Below are 14,734 nucleotides of genomic sequence, written 5' to 3' on the forward strand. Positions count from 1 at the left end.
TGTGCGCATCGCTCTGGTGGGCAGGAACGCTGTTCAGCCGACGATCTGGATAGACCCCAGCACGGCCAGCCCCGAGACGAGCGCAAGCGTCGACGCCCCGGTCAGTTCGACCTTCAACGTGTTTTCGTGCGAAATCGCAAAATCCGCGCCGTCGAGACGGATGCTGCAGTCGCCGCGCGCCGCATAGACCAGATGCGTGCCGGCGGACAATCGCCGCTCACCGGGCTCCCTGAGCGCCAGCAGGTCGATCTCCGCCGTACCGCGCCGGCCCATCAAATTCACGACCTCGACCGGGCCTTCCTCGAGCTCGGTGACGATCTCGAGCTCGCCGGTGAAGCGCACCGTCGTGAACGGCTCGCGCTCGTCGAATTCCTGCGTGGGCGCCTTCAGCACCAGGCCGCGTCCGCCGACGACCATCTGCAGCCGGTCGATGCCGGGCATATACGAGAAGGGACCGGGCGCCACGATCGGCGTGGAAGCAAAGCGCCACAGCAGGCTGTCCCAATCCTTCACTGGGGCGTCAGCGCGATGGGCATCCGTGATATCGGTGAAAATGCCGCCGCCGTTCTTCCAGGGCGAGCGGGCGTAGTCGTCGGATTTCAGCAGCGTGGTTTTCATGTTCTGGAGCCGTCCGGGAAACGCAGGTGGGCTGATGTCATCAGCACACCATGCGCGCGATGGGCCGACTTTGCCAACCGGTTTTGCGGAGCGACATGCGGGGCCACCTCCCGGATATCGCTTCGCTCATCCGGGCTTCTGTAACGGGCCTTGGTTAGTCAATCCCTTTTTGCGTCATCCTCTCGCCGGGAACCTGCTTCTGTACGGGATCGGCGCGGTGGCCGTCACCTGATGGGGTTCTAGAGAGGAGCAGGTCGGCCAATCTACGGAAGCGTGATCGCATCGTGGGATGCGTCGACAACCCGGATGACGACCTGACCTGATCCATCGTCCCGGCGAAGGGACTTCGCTTCGGGAAGGTTGGTGTGGTGACCCGCCCGAAAACCTGTTCGCTCCTGTTTAGACTGCGGCGGCGTTTGCCTTGGCGGTCGAGTTGAAGGGTACGTTGTCCTTGAGCATGCGAAGCATGATCACGGCCAGCTTGCGCGCCAGCGCCACCTTGGCCTTGTTCATGCCGGCACGCTTGGCGATCCGCATCGCCCAGCTCTTGAGCTGCGCACAGCCCTTGATCGGCTTGGTCAGGATGATGTGGGCGGCCTCATAGAGCGCCTCGCGCACGGAGGCGTCGCCGTTCTTGCTGATCCGGCCGGAGTAATCCGTCTCGCCTGACTGATGCTTCTTCGGCGTCAATCCGAAGAGTGGCCCCGCCCGCTTCGACGAGGTGAAGCGGCAGGGGTCATCGATGGCGCTGGCATAGGTCAGCGAGATGATCGGTCCCACGGCCGGGGTCGACATCAATAGCTTGGCTTTGGCATCCAGCAGGGACATCGCCCGCATCCGCTTCTCAAAGCCATTGAACTCGCGCAGTAGCACTGTGTGAACCGCAAGCGTCGCCGCGGCGATGGCCTCGAGGGCCGGATGGCCGGTCACCAGTTCGTTGATCCGTGCTGCAAAGCCGCGCTTCGTCGTCTTGCCGACCTTCAAGCCGAAGCCTCGCAAGATCCCCCGCAAGCTGTTCTCGACGTCCTGTAGCTTGCTCTGGATCAGCTTGCGCGCGGTTAGCATGGCGCGGGTCTCTTGGGCACTCATCGATTTGCAATGCACCGGCCGGAACCAGCCGAGCCGCATCAACTGTGCGATGTTGCGGGCGTCGTTGCGATCTGACTTCACTGGCATTGCCTTGAAGGCGTCGCTCACGTGGCGCGTCTCCAGAAGCTCGACCGCAAGGTCGGCCTTCTTCATCGCCGCGTAAAGCCATTGTGACAGCGGTCCTGCCTCGAGCCCGATCCTGGAAAGCTCGAATCCAAGCGATCGGAACCAGGCGATCAGCGCCTCCGGCTCGCTTGCCGGCTTGGCCTCCCGAACAATCTTCCCGGTCGCATCAACAATGCACACGCTGGAGCATTCCAATGACACATCGATTCCGGCATAATGGTCCATGGTCGTCTCTCCTCGATGCTTGGAGCAAGGCCTGGCCTCGACTCCGTTACACCATCAATGTGAGGGACGACCGCCAACCTTCCAGCCAAGCCGCGCGACGCGCGCCAACACATCGCGCCGTAGCTAGCGCGGCTTGGCTGGAAGGCCGAGGGGGGCCCGTTACCCCATCTACGGGGTGCCTACGGGTCCCTCACTCGCCCTTGCCGCCCTTCAGCTTCGGCAGCGTCTCGACGATCTTCTGCTTGCCGTCGACGATCTCGGCGAGGAAGCTGGCGCGATCGATGTCGCCGTTCTGGTCCCAGCTCGCTTCCATCAGCATGCCAGGCGCCTTGTCGGGCGTCAGCGTCAGGCCCTTCATCGCGGCGCCAAACGCCTTGCTGTCGAACTTGCCGATTTTCTCGGTGACGTATTTGACGAGATAGACGGCGGTGTAGCCCTTGATGCCGTTGTGGTCGGGCCGGTACTTGTAGCGCCCGCTGAACTTCCTGGCGAAGTCCTCGATCGCCGGCACCGGCGCATCGGCGGAAAGGCCGACATGGCCGCGCACGCCGTTGGCGGCGGGGCCGGCGAGCTCGACCACCTTCTGGCTGAGCAGCGTGGTCTCGCCGAACAGCGGCGTCGCGAGCCCCTGCCGCTTCGCCTCGATCAGGAAGCGGGCGCTCTCCTCCTCGTTGGTGTAGACAAAGATGGCGTCGGCCTTGGCGCCCTTGAGCTTGATCACGTCGGAGCCGAAATCGACCTGGCCCTGCTCGGTGGAGATGTCGGCCGCGATCTCGATGTTGCGGGCCTTCATCTCCTTCGCAAAATTGTCGTGGCCGCCCTTGCCGAAATCGTTGTTGACCCAGACCAGCGCAACCGTCTTCACCTTGAGCCTGTCGTGCAGATAGTTGGCGATCTTCGGCATCGAGAATTGCTGGCCGAAGGCGGTGCGGAACACCCAGGGGTTTCCCTGCGTGGTGATGTCGGCGGCCTCGGCGCCGACGATCTGCGGGATCTCGGCGGCTTGCGTCAGCGCCATGTTGACCTTGACCGAGCCGGAATAGATCGGCCCGAGCACGACATAGGGATCCCTGTCCAAAACCTTCTGCACCTGCGCACGCGAGACACCGGGGTTGCTCTGGGTGTCGAGATGCTCGGTCGCGATCTTGCGGCCCAAGATGCCGCCGGCATTGTTGATCTCATCGACGGCGAGCGCGACGCCGTCGCGCCAGTTGGTGCCCGACACCGCGCCGGGGCCGGAGAGCTCGATGACATCGGGCAGGTAGACCGTGCTCTGCGCCTGCGCACCGCTTGCGCCTAGCGCTGCCGCGATCGCCATGACGACCGTCCCTGCAAGGTGCCTCATGATGTCTCCTCCCCTTTGCTGTCTTGTTATGCTCGATCTGCCGCGCCGCCAAAGCCGAGCAGCTTTGCCGGCGTTTGCCAGAGCAGGCGGTGCTGGTCGTCCGGATCCGGGAACAGTTTTGTCAGCACTGCGAGCAGCGGCCCGTAGTCGAGCCGTTCGGCTGCGCGCAGGAACGGATAGTCCGAGCCCCAGACGCAGCGATCGAGCGTGAAGGCTTCGACCAGCGCGGCGATGAACGGCCAGGTGTCCTCGTAGGGATGCGGCTGCTGCGAGAACTTGTAATAGCCGGAGAGTTTGATATGCGCATCGCGCGCGCGGCCGATCGCCAGCAGCGCCCGGAAGGCTTTGCCCCTCACGCCCTGCGCGACCGGGGGACGACCGCAATGGTCGAACACCAGGCGCACATTTGATTTATCAATCAGCGGCAGCAGCTCGAGCAACTGATCCTGCTCGACCTGAATCTGGAGGAACAGGCCAAGGCTCGTCAGCTTCTCCAATAGCGGCGCCGAATGGCGATAATAACCGGCGCCGTGGAACGGCACGTTGAAGGCGACGCCGATCACGCCGGCGGCTTTCAAGCGTTCGAGCTCGCTGATGTCGACGTCGTTCTCGACCACGGCGACACCCCGAAAGCGGCCGCCGCCCTGCTTCAGCGTGTCGAGCAGGATGCGGCTGTCGCTGCCGTAACCGGTATTGGTGGCGACGACCAGCGCGCGCCTGACATCGAAGGCGTCGAACACGCGGATAAGCTGTGCCGCTGGCGCGATCTCCTGCCCGCTCGGACGGTATGGCGTGTCAGCCCCGTAGGGAAAGCGAACGGGATCGATGGCGTGGACGTGGCAGTCGATCCTGGGGGACGCCGGCAGTGTCATGGCGCAGAACTCCCCAATGTCCGTGTCAGAACGTCGCCTCGATCGCCTTGATCAGCTCGGGCGTCACATCAGGCATGATTCCGAACCAGGCCTTGAAGGCGAGCCGGGCCTGGTTGAGCAGGAGGCCGAGCCCGTTCACCGTGGTGCAGCCCCGCGCGCGGGCATCAGCCAGGAACGGCGTCTCCAGCGGCGTATAGATGAGATCGGCGGCGAGCGTTTCGGGCCTCAAGCGCGACAGGTCGATCTCGAGCGCGCTCTTGCCGACCATGCCGCGATCGGTGCAGTTGACGAGGAGGGCGGCATCCGCGAGCGCCGCGCCGCGTGCATCCCACGCGACGGTGCTGACGGCGGCGCCGAAGTCGTTTGCAAGGGCCTGCGCCTTCTCAGGAGTACGATTGGCGATGCGGATTTCGCGCGCACCGTTTTCGAGCAGCGCCACCACCACCGCGCGCGATGCGCCGCCGGCGCCCAATAGCAGGATCGGCCCGGCGTCGCCGCGCCAGTCGGGCTTGGCATCGCGCAGGCTCTGGACAAAGCCGTTGCCATCATTGTTGAAGCCGGAGAGCGTGCCGTCTTGTTCGACCACGATGGTGTTGACGGCGCCGATACGCTTCGCGGTCTCGTTGACACGGTCGAGCAGCGGCATTGCCGTCTGCTTGTGCGGCATGGTGACGTTGCAGCCGCGAAAGCCGAGCGCGACAAGTCCACGGAGCGCATCTTCCAGCCGCTCCGGCTTGACCGCGAGCGGCACATAGGCGCCGCGGATGCCGTGGGCCTTCAGCCAGTAATTGTGAATGACGGGCGAGCGCGAATGCGCGACCGGCATGCCGATCACGCCTGCCAAACCAAAACCATCCGCCTGCGGCATGCTTCCACCCTCGGACCGCCTCGCGCATTGAATTCGCGCGCCGGCGGGTAGGTCTCCACCGTACCTTTCGGTGCCCGACCATGTTATTTGGTCGATTGTACAATTCTATTAGGCGGAATGGCTATCTCGTGCAATCTGAATCTCGGAGCGGACGGAGCGGAACAGGACCCGGAAGGACGCGCGCACGACGGCCCGCATCGTGCAGGCCGCCCTTCTCGCTTCACGACTACTTCGTCGTCAGCGCCGCGATCGGGCGCCACGAAGCGTCGGGCGCGGCCGCAGCAAGCTGCCGGCAACGGTCGCGCATGAGCTCGGCCGGGCGATCATGGCCACGCTCGCTAAGCACGGCTTCGAAATCGGCGAGCGCTGCGTCAAATCGGCGTGCGCGATAGTTGGCGAGGCCCTGTTCGTAGCGGCCGATCCAATCGAGCACCTCACCACCACTCTCCCCGGCAAGACCGATCAATTCATGAACCGGGAAGCCCTCCTCACGTCCGTACACGGCGATGCTGTCGATCTCGCGCGTGACGATGGTGCCGCGCGCCAGGCGTTCGGTGGCCTCCCCGATCAGGATCTGGGTGCCATAGGACTTGTTGGCGCCCTCGAGGCGGCTTGCGACGTTCACGGCATCGCCGATCACGGTATAGTTCAGGCGCAACTCGGAGCCGATATTGCCGACCAGCATGCGGCCCGAATTGATGCCGATCCGGATCTGGAGCGGCTGGCCGAGATCGTCGGCAAGACCGGACTCCCGCATCGCCCTGCTACAGCCGAGCGCCGCGCTGCAGCAGCGCAGCGCGTGATCGGCCTGTGGCTGCGGGGCGCCCCAGAACGCCATGACGGCGTCGCCGATGAACTTGTCGATGGTCCCGCCATTGGCAACGATGACCTCCGAGGCGATGTCCAGATAGCGCGACAGCAGCGGCACGACGCGGTCGCCCAGCCGCTCGGACAGTCCGGTGAAGCCGGCGATGTCAATGAACATCACGCTGAGCTCCTGGATGCTGCCGCCGGGCTTTGCATCGACGCCCTGCCGCAACAGCGAGCGAACCAGATCGGCCGGGATGAACTTGCGAAACGCCGACAGGCCGGCCGCCATTTCGGCGATCGCGCCGGACAGGCTTGCGATCTCCTTGAGGCGCGACGGATGGCGGCGGACCTGCTCCAGCGCGAAGGCTTCGACATGACGGAGCTCGCCGACGACGCGCGACAGCGGCGCGGCAATGACGGAGCGCGCCAGCATCGCCGATGCCAGCGCCGCGAGCACAGCGCCGACGGCAAGGCCGAGGATCAGCCGCCGCAGCGTCGTCTCGACCGGACCGAGAAATTCCGCCTCCGGGATCACGGTCGCGAGCGACCAGCCGGGAAACGGCAGCGGCGTCAGCGCGACCTCATAGGCCGCGCCACCTGACGTGAGCCGGCTCCGCCAGGCCTCCTTGCGGCCAGCCTCGCCTGCCTTTTCCAGCGCGACGCGTGCCAGCGGGAGCAGCGCGGTGTCACCGCGCGCAGGGTGCAGCTCGTCGGCATTCTTGTCCGGCGCGGCGACGAGCTCGCCGCTGTGATCGACGATGAACGCCGTTCCCGTGCGCCCGACCTCGAGCTGCGACAGAAAGCGCGCGAGCCTCGTATATTCGATGACCACGGCCAGGACGCCCTGCCGTTCCTGATAGACGTCGATTGGGCCCGCAAAGGTAATCGACGGCCGCTCGCCGGTCGGATGGTCCAGCACCCTGAACCATTGCGGCTCCTCGGCGGTGAGCCCGGCCTTGAACCAGGCTTGATCAGCGACGCGGAACTCAGTCGGCTCGAAGCGGCGATTGGCGAATTCGATATCGCCGGGAACAACGTCATATTCGTCGACGCGGCGCTGGCCGGCATGATCGGTCAGCGATATCTCCATCATTTCCAGGCGGCGGTCGCCGAGCTTGTGCGCGGCGAAGAAGGACCCGTCGGGCCAGCCGAAGGCGACCCAGGAGATCGTCGCCTGCGATTGCAGTTGCGACAGGAACACGAATTCACGCTTGTCGGCCTCGCGGGTGTCGAGCACGTTCTGGAGGAACAGCGTGCGGATCGCGGTGTGCGCGGCGCGCGCCTCGTCGACGATCGCGGCGACCTCCTTGCGGACGGCAGCGACGATCTGCTCGTTGATGGTCGAGGCGAGCTGCCGGCTGGTCGCCTCCGCCGTGCGCCACCACAACAGGCTGGAGAGGGCGGCCGTCAGCAGGATGGCGGTCAGGACCAGCGCCGAGACAGCGAGGCGAATGCTGACCGTCAGCCTGGCGATCGCGTGAAACTGCCGTCCGGGATCGACATTCATCGCTGCTTCCGCCCTCGGGCCGCGCGTGGTTCCTGACATCGCTCTACGTGGTGCACCGCCGTTCGTTACGTCTGGCAGACCCGGTCAGCACCCGCCAATGCTCTGCCGCTAACGTCTCGATAGCGCCAAGGCATTGGATTTGGCCGGCCACCTGCCCGCAAATTGGTGCAGGGCCTGTGTGCGCTCACCCAACGGTCTCACGGACTCGTGAGCGGCTCGAATGTAACGCGGAACGTGAGCGAGGCGAACAGGACTATGCGCTTTTCGCTTGCAAAGCGATGCCATCTCAAAAGGAGAAGCCGATGTCTGCCAAACTCGCCGTCACCACGCTCGTTCTCGCCGGCGCCATGTCAACTGCGCTCGCAACGCTCGCCGCCGCCGCCCCGCTGACCAAGGCGGAGGCCGATGCCGCCGTCGCCGCCAAGAAGGAAAAGTGCTTCGGCGTCGCACTTAAGGGCCAGAACGATTGCGCCGCCGGACCGGGCACGACCTGCCAGGGCACCTCGACCACCGACTTCCAGGGCAACGCCTGGAAATTCGTCCAGGGCGGAACTTGCACCAGCATCGACCTGCCGGGCGGCAAGAAGGGCTCGCTCAAGCCGGTCTGACGCCGGCCGACCGACACACCCCGTCGACAGATCGAAAGCGGAGAAGCGGAGAAGCACCATGATCACGGCTATCAAGCCAGCCGCCGTGCCGGCCGTGCCGCTACGCTTTTCACGTCCGATCGGCGGCGTTGCCGGAACCAGCTTCAAGCCAGAGCATCTTCCGGCCATACTGGAGGCCGGCCCGCAAGCCGGCTTCTTCGAGGTTCACGCCGAGAACTACATGGGCGCAGGCGGGCCGCCGCATCGCGCACTGGAGGAGATCCGCCGCGACCATCCGCTGTCGCTGCACGGCGTCTGCATGTCGATCGGCGGGCCTCAGCCGCTCGACAAGGCGCATCTCGCACGCTTCCGCAGCCTCGTCGCACGCTATCAGCCCGCGCTCGTCTCCGAACATCTCGCCTGGTCGACGCATGAGACCAGCTTCTTCAACGATCTCCTGCCGCTGCCCTATACCGAAGCAACACTGGCGTGCGTCTGCGACCACATCGACCAGGTGCAGGACGCGATCCGCCGTCCATTGCTGCTGGAGAACCCGTCGACTTACCTCGCTTTCCGCGAGTCCTCGATGAGCGAGACTGATTTTATTCGCGGCATCGTCGAGCGTACCGGCTGCGGCCTGCTGCTCGACATCAACAACGTGTTCGTGTCCGCGACCAATCACGGTTTCTCGGCGCTGGACTACCTCGTGAACTTTCCTCTGTCCCGCGTCGGGGAAATCCACCTCGCCGGCCACGCCGAGCAGACCGACGACGAAGGCGATCTGCTGCTGATCGACAGCCATGACGGCCCGGTCGCGGACGCCGTGTGGAAGCTCTACGAGATCGTCGTCCGGCGCCACGGCGCCGTGCCGACGCTGATCGAGTGGGACAGCAACGTTCCGGACTGGCCGGTCCTGCAGGCGGAAGCCGCCGCCGCGCAGACGATCCTCGATCGCTGCGATCAGCCCGCGCCGACGGGAGACCGTCATGCCGCGTGAGCAGGATCTGTCCTTTGCCGCGACCTTCGCACCGGCACTGCTTGATCCAGCGCGCGGTGTGCCTGCGGCGGTGACCGGGCCTAACGGCAAGGCGGGCGGAAAACGCTACGCCGTCTACCGCAACAACGTCACTGTCAGCCTGATCGACGCGCTCGCCGCGATCTATCCGGCGGTACAGCGCATCACCGGCCCCGACTTCTTCCGCGCCATGGCGCGCTTCCATGTTCGCCAGACGCCGCCGATCTCACCGCTGCTGTTCGACTATGGCCGCGACTTTCCGACTTTCATCGAGGCCTACGAACATGCGCGGCCGCTGCCCTGGCTCGCCGACGTCGCCCGCATCGAGCGGGCCTGGCTCGATGCCTATCACGCACGCGACGCCGCGCCGCTCGCGCCGGCACGGCTTTCGGCAGTGGCGCCGGACCGCCTGGGCGATCTCGTTTTCACCCCTCACCCGGCGGCGCGCGTCGTGCGGTCGCAATTCTCGGCGGTGACCATCTTTGCCGCCAACCGCGATACGGCGCCCTTCGAACGCATCGACGCATCCACGCCGGAAGACGCACTGATCACGCGCGCAGAATTCGACGTCACCGTCCGGCACCTTCCACCGGGCGGCGGGGTCTTCGCGACCAGTCTGATGTCGGGCCGGCCGCTCGGCGAGGCCGCTGCGTCAGCGCTGGAAACCTCGCCCGATTTCGACATCGCCTCGAATATTTCCGGCCTGATCGAGGCCGGCGCATTCACCTCAATTGCCTTTGGAGACCCACAATGATCGCGGATCAACGCCTGTCAGCAGGCGGAAACCTGCCGACCGTCAGGCTGCTCATCGAGAGAGCCAATGATCTGGTGCAAACCATCGCATCGCCGTCGATCGTCCAGCTCGTGCTGCGCGTCGCGCTGGCTGTGCCGTTCTGGCGCTCCGGCATTCTGAAATGGGGCGGCTTCCTCAAGCTGAACGACACCGCGGTGACGCTGTTCACCGACGAATTTATGCTGCATCTGCCGGGCGGCCCCTATCATTATCCCGCGCCGACGGTGATGGCTTTCCTGTCCGGGTGCGGCGAGATCACGTTTCCGATTCTGCTGATCCTCGGCCTCGGCACACGGTTCGCCGCGCTCGGACTGCTGTTCATGACTGTCATCGTAGAGCTGACTGTGCCTGACGGCTGGCCGATCCACATCACCTGGGCGGCGATGGCGCTCGGCATCATGGCCTACGGGCCGGGACGCGTCTCGCTCGACCATCTGGTCGGCCGGACGCTTTCGCCCGAACGATAGGGGCGGTCGGCCTTTATACCCTGCCGCGACGAGGAGAAGCGCGGGCCAGCACCAAATAGAAATTGTATTGCGGCACCGGTCGGATATTCTCATTGACGTCCGCCGATCCCGCACGTGCGGCGGTCCGCTCCCTGAGCTACGGCTGCTACGCCGGTTCAAGCGGCGTCGAAAGCCGGCTCAGCATCTTCAACGGCAGTCGCTACGAGCCGATGACGCTGGAGGAGCGAGGCAAGCATGTCCAACACTGACAAGGTTTTCGCCGGCTCGATCCCAAAACTCTACGACGAATATCTCGTCCCGCTGATCTTCGCCGTTTACGCCGACGACATCGCAAGACGTGTCGCGGCCCTGTCTCCCGCCGTGCTGCTCGAGATCGCGGCAGGCACGGGCGCAGTGACGCGCGCCGTGGCGGCGGCACTGCCGCGCGACGTCCGTTATATCGCGACCGACCTCAACGAGCCGATGCTCGCGGTCGCGGCGCAGCGTCAGGCAGACGACGATCGCATCTCATGGCGCCAGGCCGACGGGTCGGCCCTGCCCTTCGACGATGCCGCCTTCGACGTGGTCTGCTGCCAGTTCGGCGCCATGTTCTTTCCGGACCGTGTCAAGGCTTACGGGGAAGTGAAGCGCGTCCTGAAGGGCGATGGCACGTTCGTGTTCAACGTCTGGGATCGCATCGAGGACAATGTGCTGACGCATGAAGCAACTGTGGCGCTCGAAAAGCTGTTTCCCGACGACCCGCCCCGTTTCATGGCGCGGACGCCGCACGGCTATCACGACAAGGCCGTCATCAGAACCGACCTCGAACGCGCAGGCTTCCGTGACATATCGATCGAAACGCGATCTGAAATAAGCCGCGCGCCGTCGCCCGAATACGTCGCGATCGCGCTCTGCCAGGGCACGCCGCTGCGCAGCGAGATCGAGGCAAGGGATGCCAGCAAGCTTCAGGCTGCAACCGACATCGTTGCCGAGGCGATCCGAACGCGCCATGGGTCCGGATCGATCGAAGGCAAGATCCAGGCGATCGTGGTCGAGGCGCGGCGGTAATTGCGGGCTTCGATCTGCCGCCTCCTACCAGAAGCCCCGCTGCATCGGCTGCGCCGGCTGATAATATTGATACTGGCCGCGCCGGCGCGGATTGATGGGCTGCGGGTTCGGATCGCGCTGGAAGAAGAAGCCGAAGCCGTTACCGCCATTGTCCCAGCTGTCATCGCTCGCCATCGCCATGGGAGGCGCGGTCGGCTTGCGCGTGATGAAACCGCCCTGGGGCTGGTTGCTCAGCACTGCAACGAACTCGGTGCGGTAGTTGGTTTCCGCACTCAGCGGCTCGTCCGAGATGATGATCGACGAGCGCGGCAATGCGGTCGGCCCGATGCGATCCCATACCTCCTGAGGGATGGTGATGCGGTCGAGCGCGTCCTTGGCGTCGTCGCTATTTTCGATCGTGACCACGCTCCAGCGCAGGCCGGTGTCGTTTTTCGCCATCGCGGTGAAAACATGCGTGCCGAGCGGCTGGTCGGGATTGCGGATCGCGACGGGAACCTCGATGCTGGTGTCGAACACCTCGCCGCCGCCGTCCGGTGCCGGCTTGTGCGTGTTCCGCCGCACGTAGAGTTTCTGCGTCGCGCGGCTGATGTAGACCGAGACCGGCTCGAGCGCGAGCCTTGCGTCGGTCGCTGTCTTCACGGCATCGGCCTTCCTGGTCGCTGCGGCCTTGGCGGCCTCCTTGGTGGCAGCGACGGCGTCGCGCTTCGGCTGCGCGGCGGCCTTGGCGGCGTCGAGCTGGCTCGCCGCGTCCGCCGCCTTGGTGGCCACCTTCTGCTTCAGCTCCTCGGCCTTGACCCGGGCCTCATCGGTCTTTGCGGCCGCGAGCTGTTTGTCGGCGAAGGCGAGCTCGGCGTCGGCGCGGGCCTTTTGCTGTTCCAGCTTGCGCAGCGAAGCGGGGAGCGAGGCGGCCTCTTTCGCCGCCGCTGCCGCCGCCTTCTTGGTCTCGTCGGCCGCGCGGGTGGCCTCCTCCGCCTCGCCGGAGAGCCTGTCGATACGGTGCGGCGCCGCCTCAATGGCCTCCCGCTTCGGCATGAACAGCGCGGGGTGGGAGAAATCGACCGGGGCCGCATCGTTCGGCGAGATGATCACCCGCATCCCGATGTTCGTCTTGTCGAACAGGCCCTCCGCAAAGCCGAACGGCATGCGCACGCAGCCATGCGAAGCGGCATAGCCGGGCAGCGGCCCGCCATGCAGCGCGATGCCGTTCCAGGTGATGCGCTGCATGTTCGGCATCCAGGCATCGTCATACATGGTCGAGTGGTGGTCTTTGTCCTTTTCGACGACGGCGAAGACGCCGGCCGGCGTCTCGCGTCCCGTGGTTCCGGTGGAGACCGGCGCGCGAAAAATCCAGCCGTCGGGGTCGTAGAAGGTGACCTGCTGGCTCTTGATCGACACGATCGCCATGATCGGCTCGCCCGCCTCGCGTGGCGCCACCGCTTCGGCCGGCTGGCGCGCCTGCTTGGCCGCGGTGGCCGGGGCCGCCGCCGCCAATGCGACCATCGCGGCCAGCGTCACAATTCCGGGAGGCCCCCAACGCCGCATCGTCATGGTGGAATGCGCCGTTGTCATCAGGTTTTTCATGCCATCCTCGGTCGAAATGCCGGTCCGCTTGTGTCGATCACGTGTCAGATTGCGATCTTTGCATTAAGAAATCGCAGCCGCCTTACGTTCCGTCTGTGGCGACATTCGGCACGTTGCGGCGGTAAATCTCTCATATACGACGGTCGGCGCAGGCGGAAGGGCGGCGTGCGGCCGAAGCTGGCCCGAAGCTGGTGGTCTATCGCTGCGGCAGAATGACCGGGTTCGGTGACGCAGCGGCCAGGGCCTGACGTCGGACGGCGAGGCCCCCCGACGGACGCATGCTAGACGCCCAGCGCCTTGCGGTTGAAGGTTCGCAGGAAACGCAGCGACAGGGTCCGGACATTTGCGACGTTCAGCAACCAGGCGGCGGCGGCATAAGCGAGCCCGCCGGCGAGGCTCACGACGATGAGCGGGACGGGGCCGGAGCCATTGACCTGCGATCGAGCAACGAGAATGGCAGCCGCCATCGCCGCGGCGGAGACGGCAACGCCGGCGAGGCGGTGGAGGTCGAACGGGACCGGGTGGGCGCGATGCATCAGGACGACGGCAACGAGGAAGCCGATTGCCTCGGTCGCGAGCGTCGCCACCGCCGCGCCGTAGAGGCCGTAGCCGGCGACCAGCGTGAACATCAATGCCACGCTGACGACCAGCGTCAGGAACGACTGCGCCGCCAGCATGAACGGCCGCTCGGCGAGCTGGAAGCTGATCTGCACGTAGAACTGATTGGCGATGCCAAAGAAGCGGGCGAGCACCAGGGTGGGCAGCAGCGCCGAAACGCCGGCGCGGAAATCGACGCCGACGAGCGTGCCGGCGACCTGGTCGGCTGCGAGCGCCAGCCAGACGGCGACGGGCGCGACCACGACGAGCAGCAGCTCGAGGCTCTCGGTCAGCCGCTCCCGCGTCGTCTCGGTGTTTTTCTCCGACAATGACCGGAATACCAGCGGCACGGTCGCCGCGGCGACGCTGGAGGCGATCATGACCATGAACTGGCGCGGCAGATCGGCGGCGACGCCAAAGATGCCGGCAGCGTCCTTGCCGAGCAAATAAGCGACGATGAGGCGGTCGCAGGCGGAGTAGACCGCAACGGACAATCCGGCCAGCGTCAGCGGCAGGCCGTAGCGCGCGAGTTGCATGAACTGGCTGCGCTGGAAGCGCGCGATCCTGGTGCGGTCACCGACGAGGTTCAGGATGATCCCGGTGAGCGAACCCAGGCCGAATGCGGCAAGCAGCCCCAATCCACCCCAGCCGAGCCAGATGCCGAGCAGGCCGAAACCGACGCTCGACACGCTGCGCACGATCGAGATCGCCGCGAATCTGTATGGGCGCAATTTGGCGCGCTCGAACTCCTGGCCGACATCGACGGCATTCGCCATGATCGCGACGAACATGCTGGCGAGCAGCAGCCCGACGCTGAGATCGCTGCGGAACAGGAAGACCAGCGGGGTGGTGGCGCAGAGAACCGCGACCGTCAGCGCGAAGGCGACCATCGCCGTGCCGCGAAAATCCACCTCGGCCGACATCGCCTGATAGCGCGACACCGACAGCTTGATCCAGGCGAAGAAGATCGCGCCCAGAATGCCGGCCAGGCTGATGCCGACGACATAGACGCCGTACTCCGCCGGCGTCAGCAGCCGCGTGTAGGCCGTGACGGCAAAGAAGCCCACGGCCGCAGGCAGGATGTAGGCGACGAGATAAATCGAGAAATGGCGGTTCAGCATGCGAGCACGGGACCGGCAACATTGTTGCGAGTGTGACGGCCGTTCATCAATGGGACCATGGCGGGG

General features: G+C 65.4%; 14 protein-coding genes. 6 read left to right on the forward strand and 8 right to left on the reverse strand.

Annotation, left to right across the window (positions count from 1 at the left end; genetic code table 11):
* Positions 1–33: 33 nt before the first annotated feature.
* From QCM77_RS08555 to QCM77_RS08580, 6 genes are all read right to left on the reverse strand, one after another.
* On the reverse strand, positions 34–618 hold the full coding sequence (locus QCM77_RS08555; RefSeq protein ID WP_279682860.1) for a HutD/Ves family protein: 585 nt from the start codon (positions 616–618) through the stop codon (positions 34–36).
* A 399-nt stretch (positions 619–1,017) separates the two neighbouring features.
* Positions 1,018–2,058, reverse strand: coding sequence for an IS110 family RNA-guided transposase (locus QCM77_RS08560; RefSeq protein WP_279660230.1), 1,041 nt, complete (start codon positions 2,056–2,058; stop codon positions 1,018–1,020).
* A 190-nt stretch (positions 2,059–2,248) separates the two neighbouring features.
* A complete protein-coding gene (locus QCM77_RS08565) occupies positions 2,249–3,403 on the reverse strand; it encodes an ABC transporter substrate-binding protein (protein WP_279666921.1) in 1,155 nt (384 codons plus the stop codon).
* Between the two features lie 26 nt (positions 3,404–3,429).
* Positions 3,430–4,275 (reverse strand): amidohydrolase family protein, encoded by an 846-nt coding sequence (locus QCM77_RS08570; RefSeq protein ID WP_279666919.1) that lies wholly within the window; start codon positions 4,273–4,275, stop codon positions 3,430–3,432.
* 25 nt (positions 4,276–4,300) lie between these two features.
* Positions 4,301–5,143: a shikimate dehydrogenase gene (locus tag QCM77_RS08575; protein ID WP_279666918.1), complete on the reverse strand. Its 843-nt coding sequence runs from the start codon at positions 5,141–5,143 to the stop codon at positions 4,301–4,303.
* 226 nt (positions 5,144–5,369) lie between these two features.
* Positions 5,370–7,460: an adenylate/guanylate cyclase domain-containing protein gene (locus QCM77_RS08580; RefSeq protein ID WP_279682862.1), complete on the reverse strand. Its 2,091-nt coding sequence runs from the start codon at positions 7,458–7,460 to the stop codon at positions 5,370–5,372.
* Between the two features lie 302 nt (positions 7,461–7,762).
* On the opposite strand from QCM77_RS08580, the gene QCM77_RS08585 reads away from it, so the two are divergent.
* The 6 genes from QCM77_RS08585 (at position 7,763) to QCM77_RS08610 (ending at position 11,369) form a co-directional block, all read left to right on the forward strand.
* Positions 7,763–8,068 (forward strand): BufA1 family periplasmic bufferin-type metallophore, encoded by a 306-nt coding sequence (locus QCM77_RS08585; RefSeq protein ID WP_279666916.1) that lies wholly within the window; start codon positions 7,763–7,765, stop codon positions 8,066–8,068.
* Positions 8,069–8,126: 58 nt separating this feature from the next.
* Positions 8,127–9,044 carry an MNIO family bufferin maturase gene (gene bufB / locus QCM77_RS08590; RefSeq protein WP_279666915.1) on the forward strand — a complete coding sequence of 306 codons (918 nt, stop codon included), beginning with the start codon at positions 8,127–8,129 and terminating at the stop codon, positions 9,042–9,044.
* Complete coding sequence (locus QCM77_RS08595; protein WP_279666914.1) at positions 9,034–9,816, forward strand: HvfC/BufC N-terminal domain-containing protein; 783 nt, start codon at positions 9,034–9,036, stop codon at positions 9,814–9,816. Before bufB ends, QCM77_RS08595 begins: the two co-directional genes overlap by 11 nt.
* The gene (locus tag QCM77_RS08600; RefSeq protein WP_279666913.1) at positions 9,813–10,322 is read left to right on the forward strand and encodes a DoxX family protein; all 510 of its coding nucleotides are present in this window, start codon (positions 9,813–9,815) and stop codon (positions 10,320–10,322) included. The genes QCM77_RS08595 and QCM77_RS08600 overlap by 4 nt, the downstream gene beginning before the upstream one ends.
* Before the next feature lie 92 nt (positions 10,323–10,414).
* Entirely contained in the window at positions 10,415–10,570 is a 156-nt protein-coding gene (locus tag QCM77_RS08605; protein ID WP_279666912.1) for a hypothetical protein, read from the forward strand.
* Positions 10,557–11,369 carry a class I SAM-dependent methyltransferase gene (locus QCM77_RS08610; RefSeq protein ID WP_279666911.1) on the forward strand — a complete coding sequence of 271 codons (813 nt, stop codon included), beginning with the start codon at positions 10,557–10,559 and terminating at the stop codon, positions 11,367–11,369. Before QCM77_RS08605 ends, QCM77_RS08610 begins: the two co-directional genes overlap by 14 nt.
* Positions 11,370–11,393: 24 nt before the next feature.
* Here the strand turns inward: QCM77_RS08610 and QCM77_RS08615 are convergent, their stop codons facing one another.
* On the reverse strand, positions 11,394–12,950 hold the full coding sequence (locus QCM77_RS08615) for a L,D-transpeptidase (RefSeq protein WP_279666909.1): 1,557 nt from the start codon (positions 12,948–12,950) through the stop codon (positions 11,394–11,396).
* Between the two features lie 281 nt (positions 12,951–13,231).
* On the reverse strand, positions 13,232–14,668 hold the full coding sequence (locus QCM77_RS08620; RefSeq protein WP_279666908.1) for a lipopolysaccharide biosynthesis protein: 1,437 nt from the start codon (positions 14,666–14,668) through the stop codon (positions 13,232–13,234).
* Positions 14,669–14,734 lie beyond the last annotated feature (66 nt).

The organism is Bradyrhizobium nivariense (assembly GCF_029846695.2).
Taxonomy (GTDB): domain Bacteria; phylum Pseudomonadota; class Alphaproteobacteria; order Rhizobiales; family Xanthobacteraceae; genus Bradyrhizobium.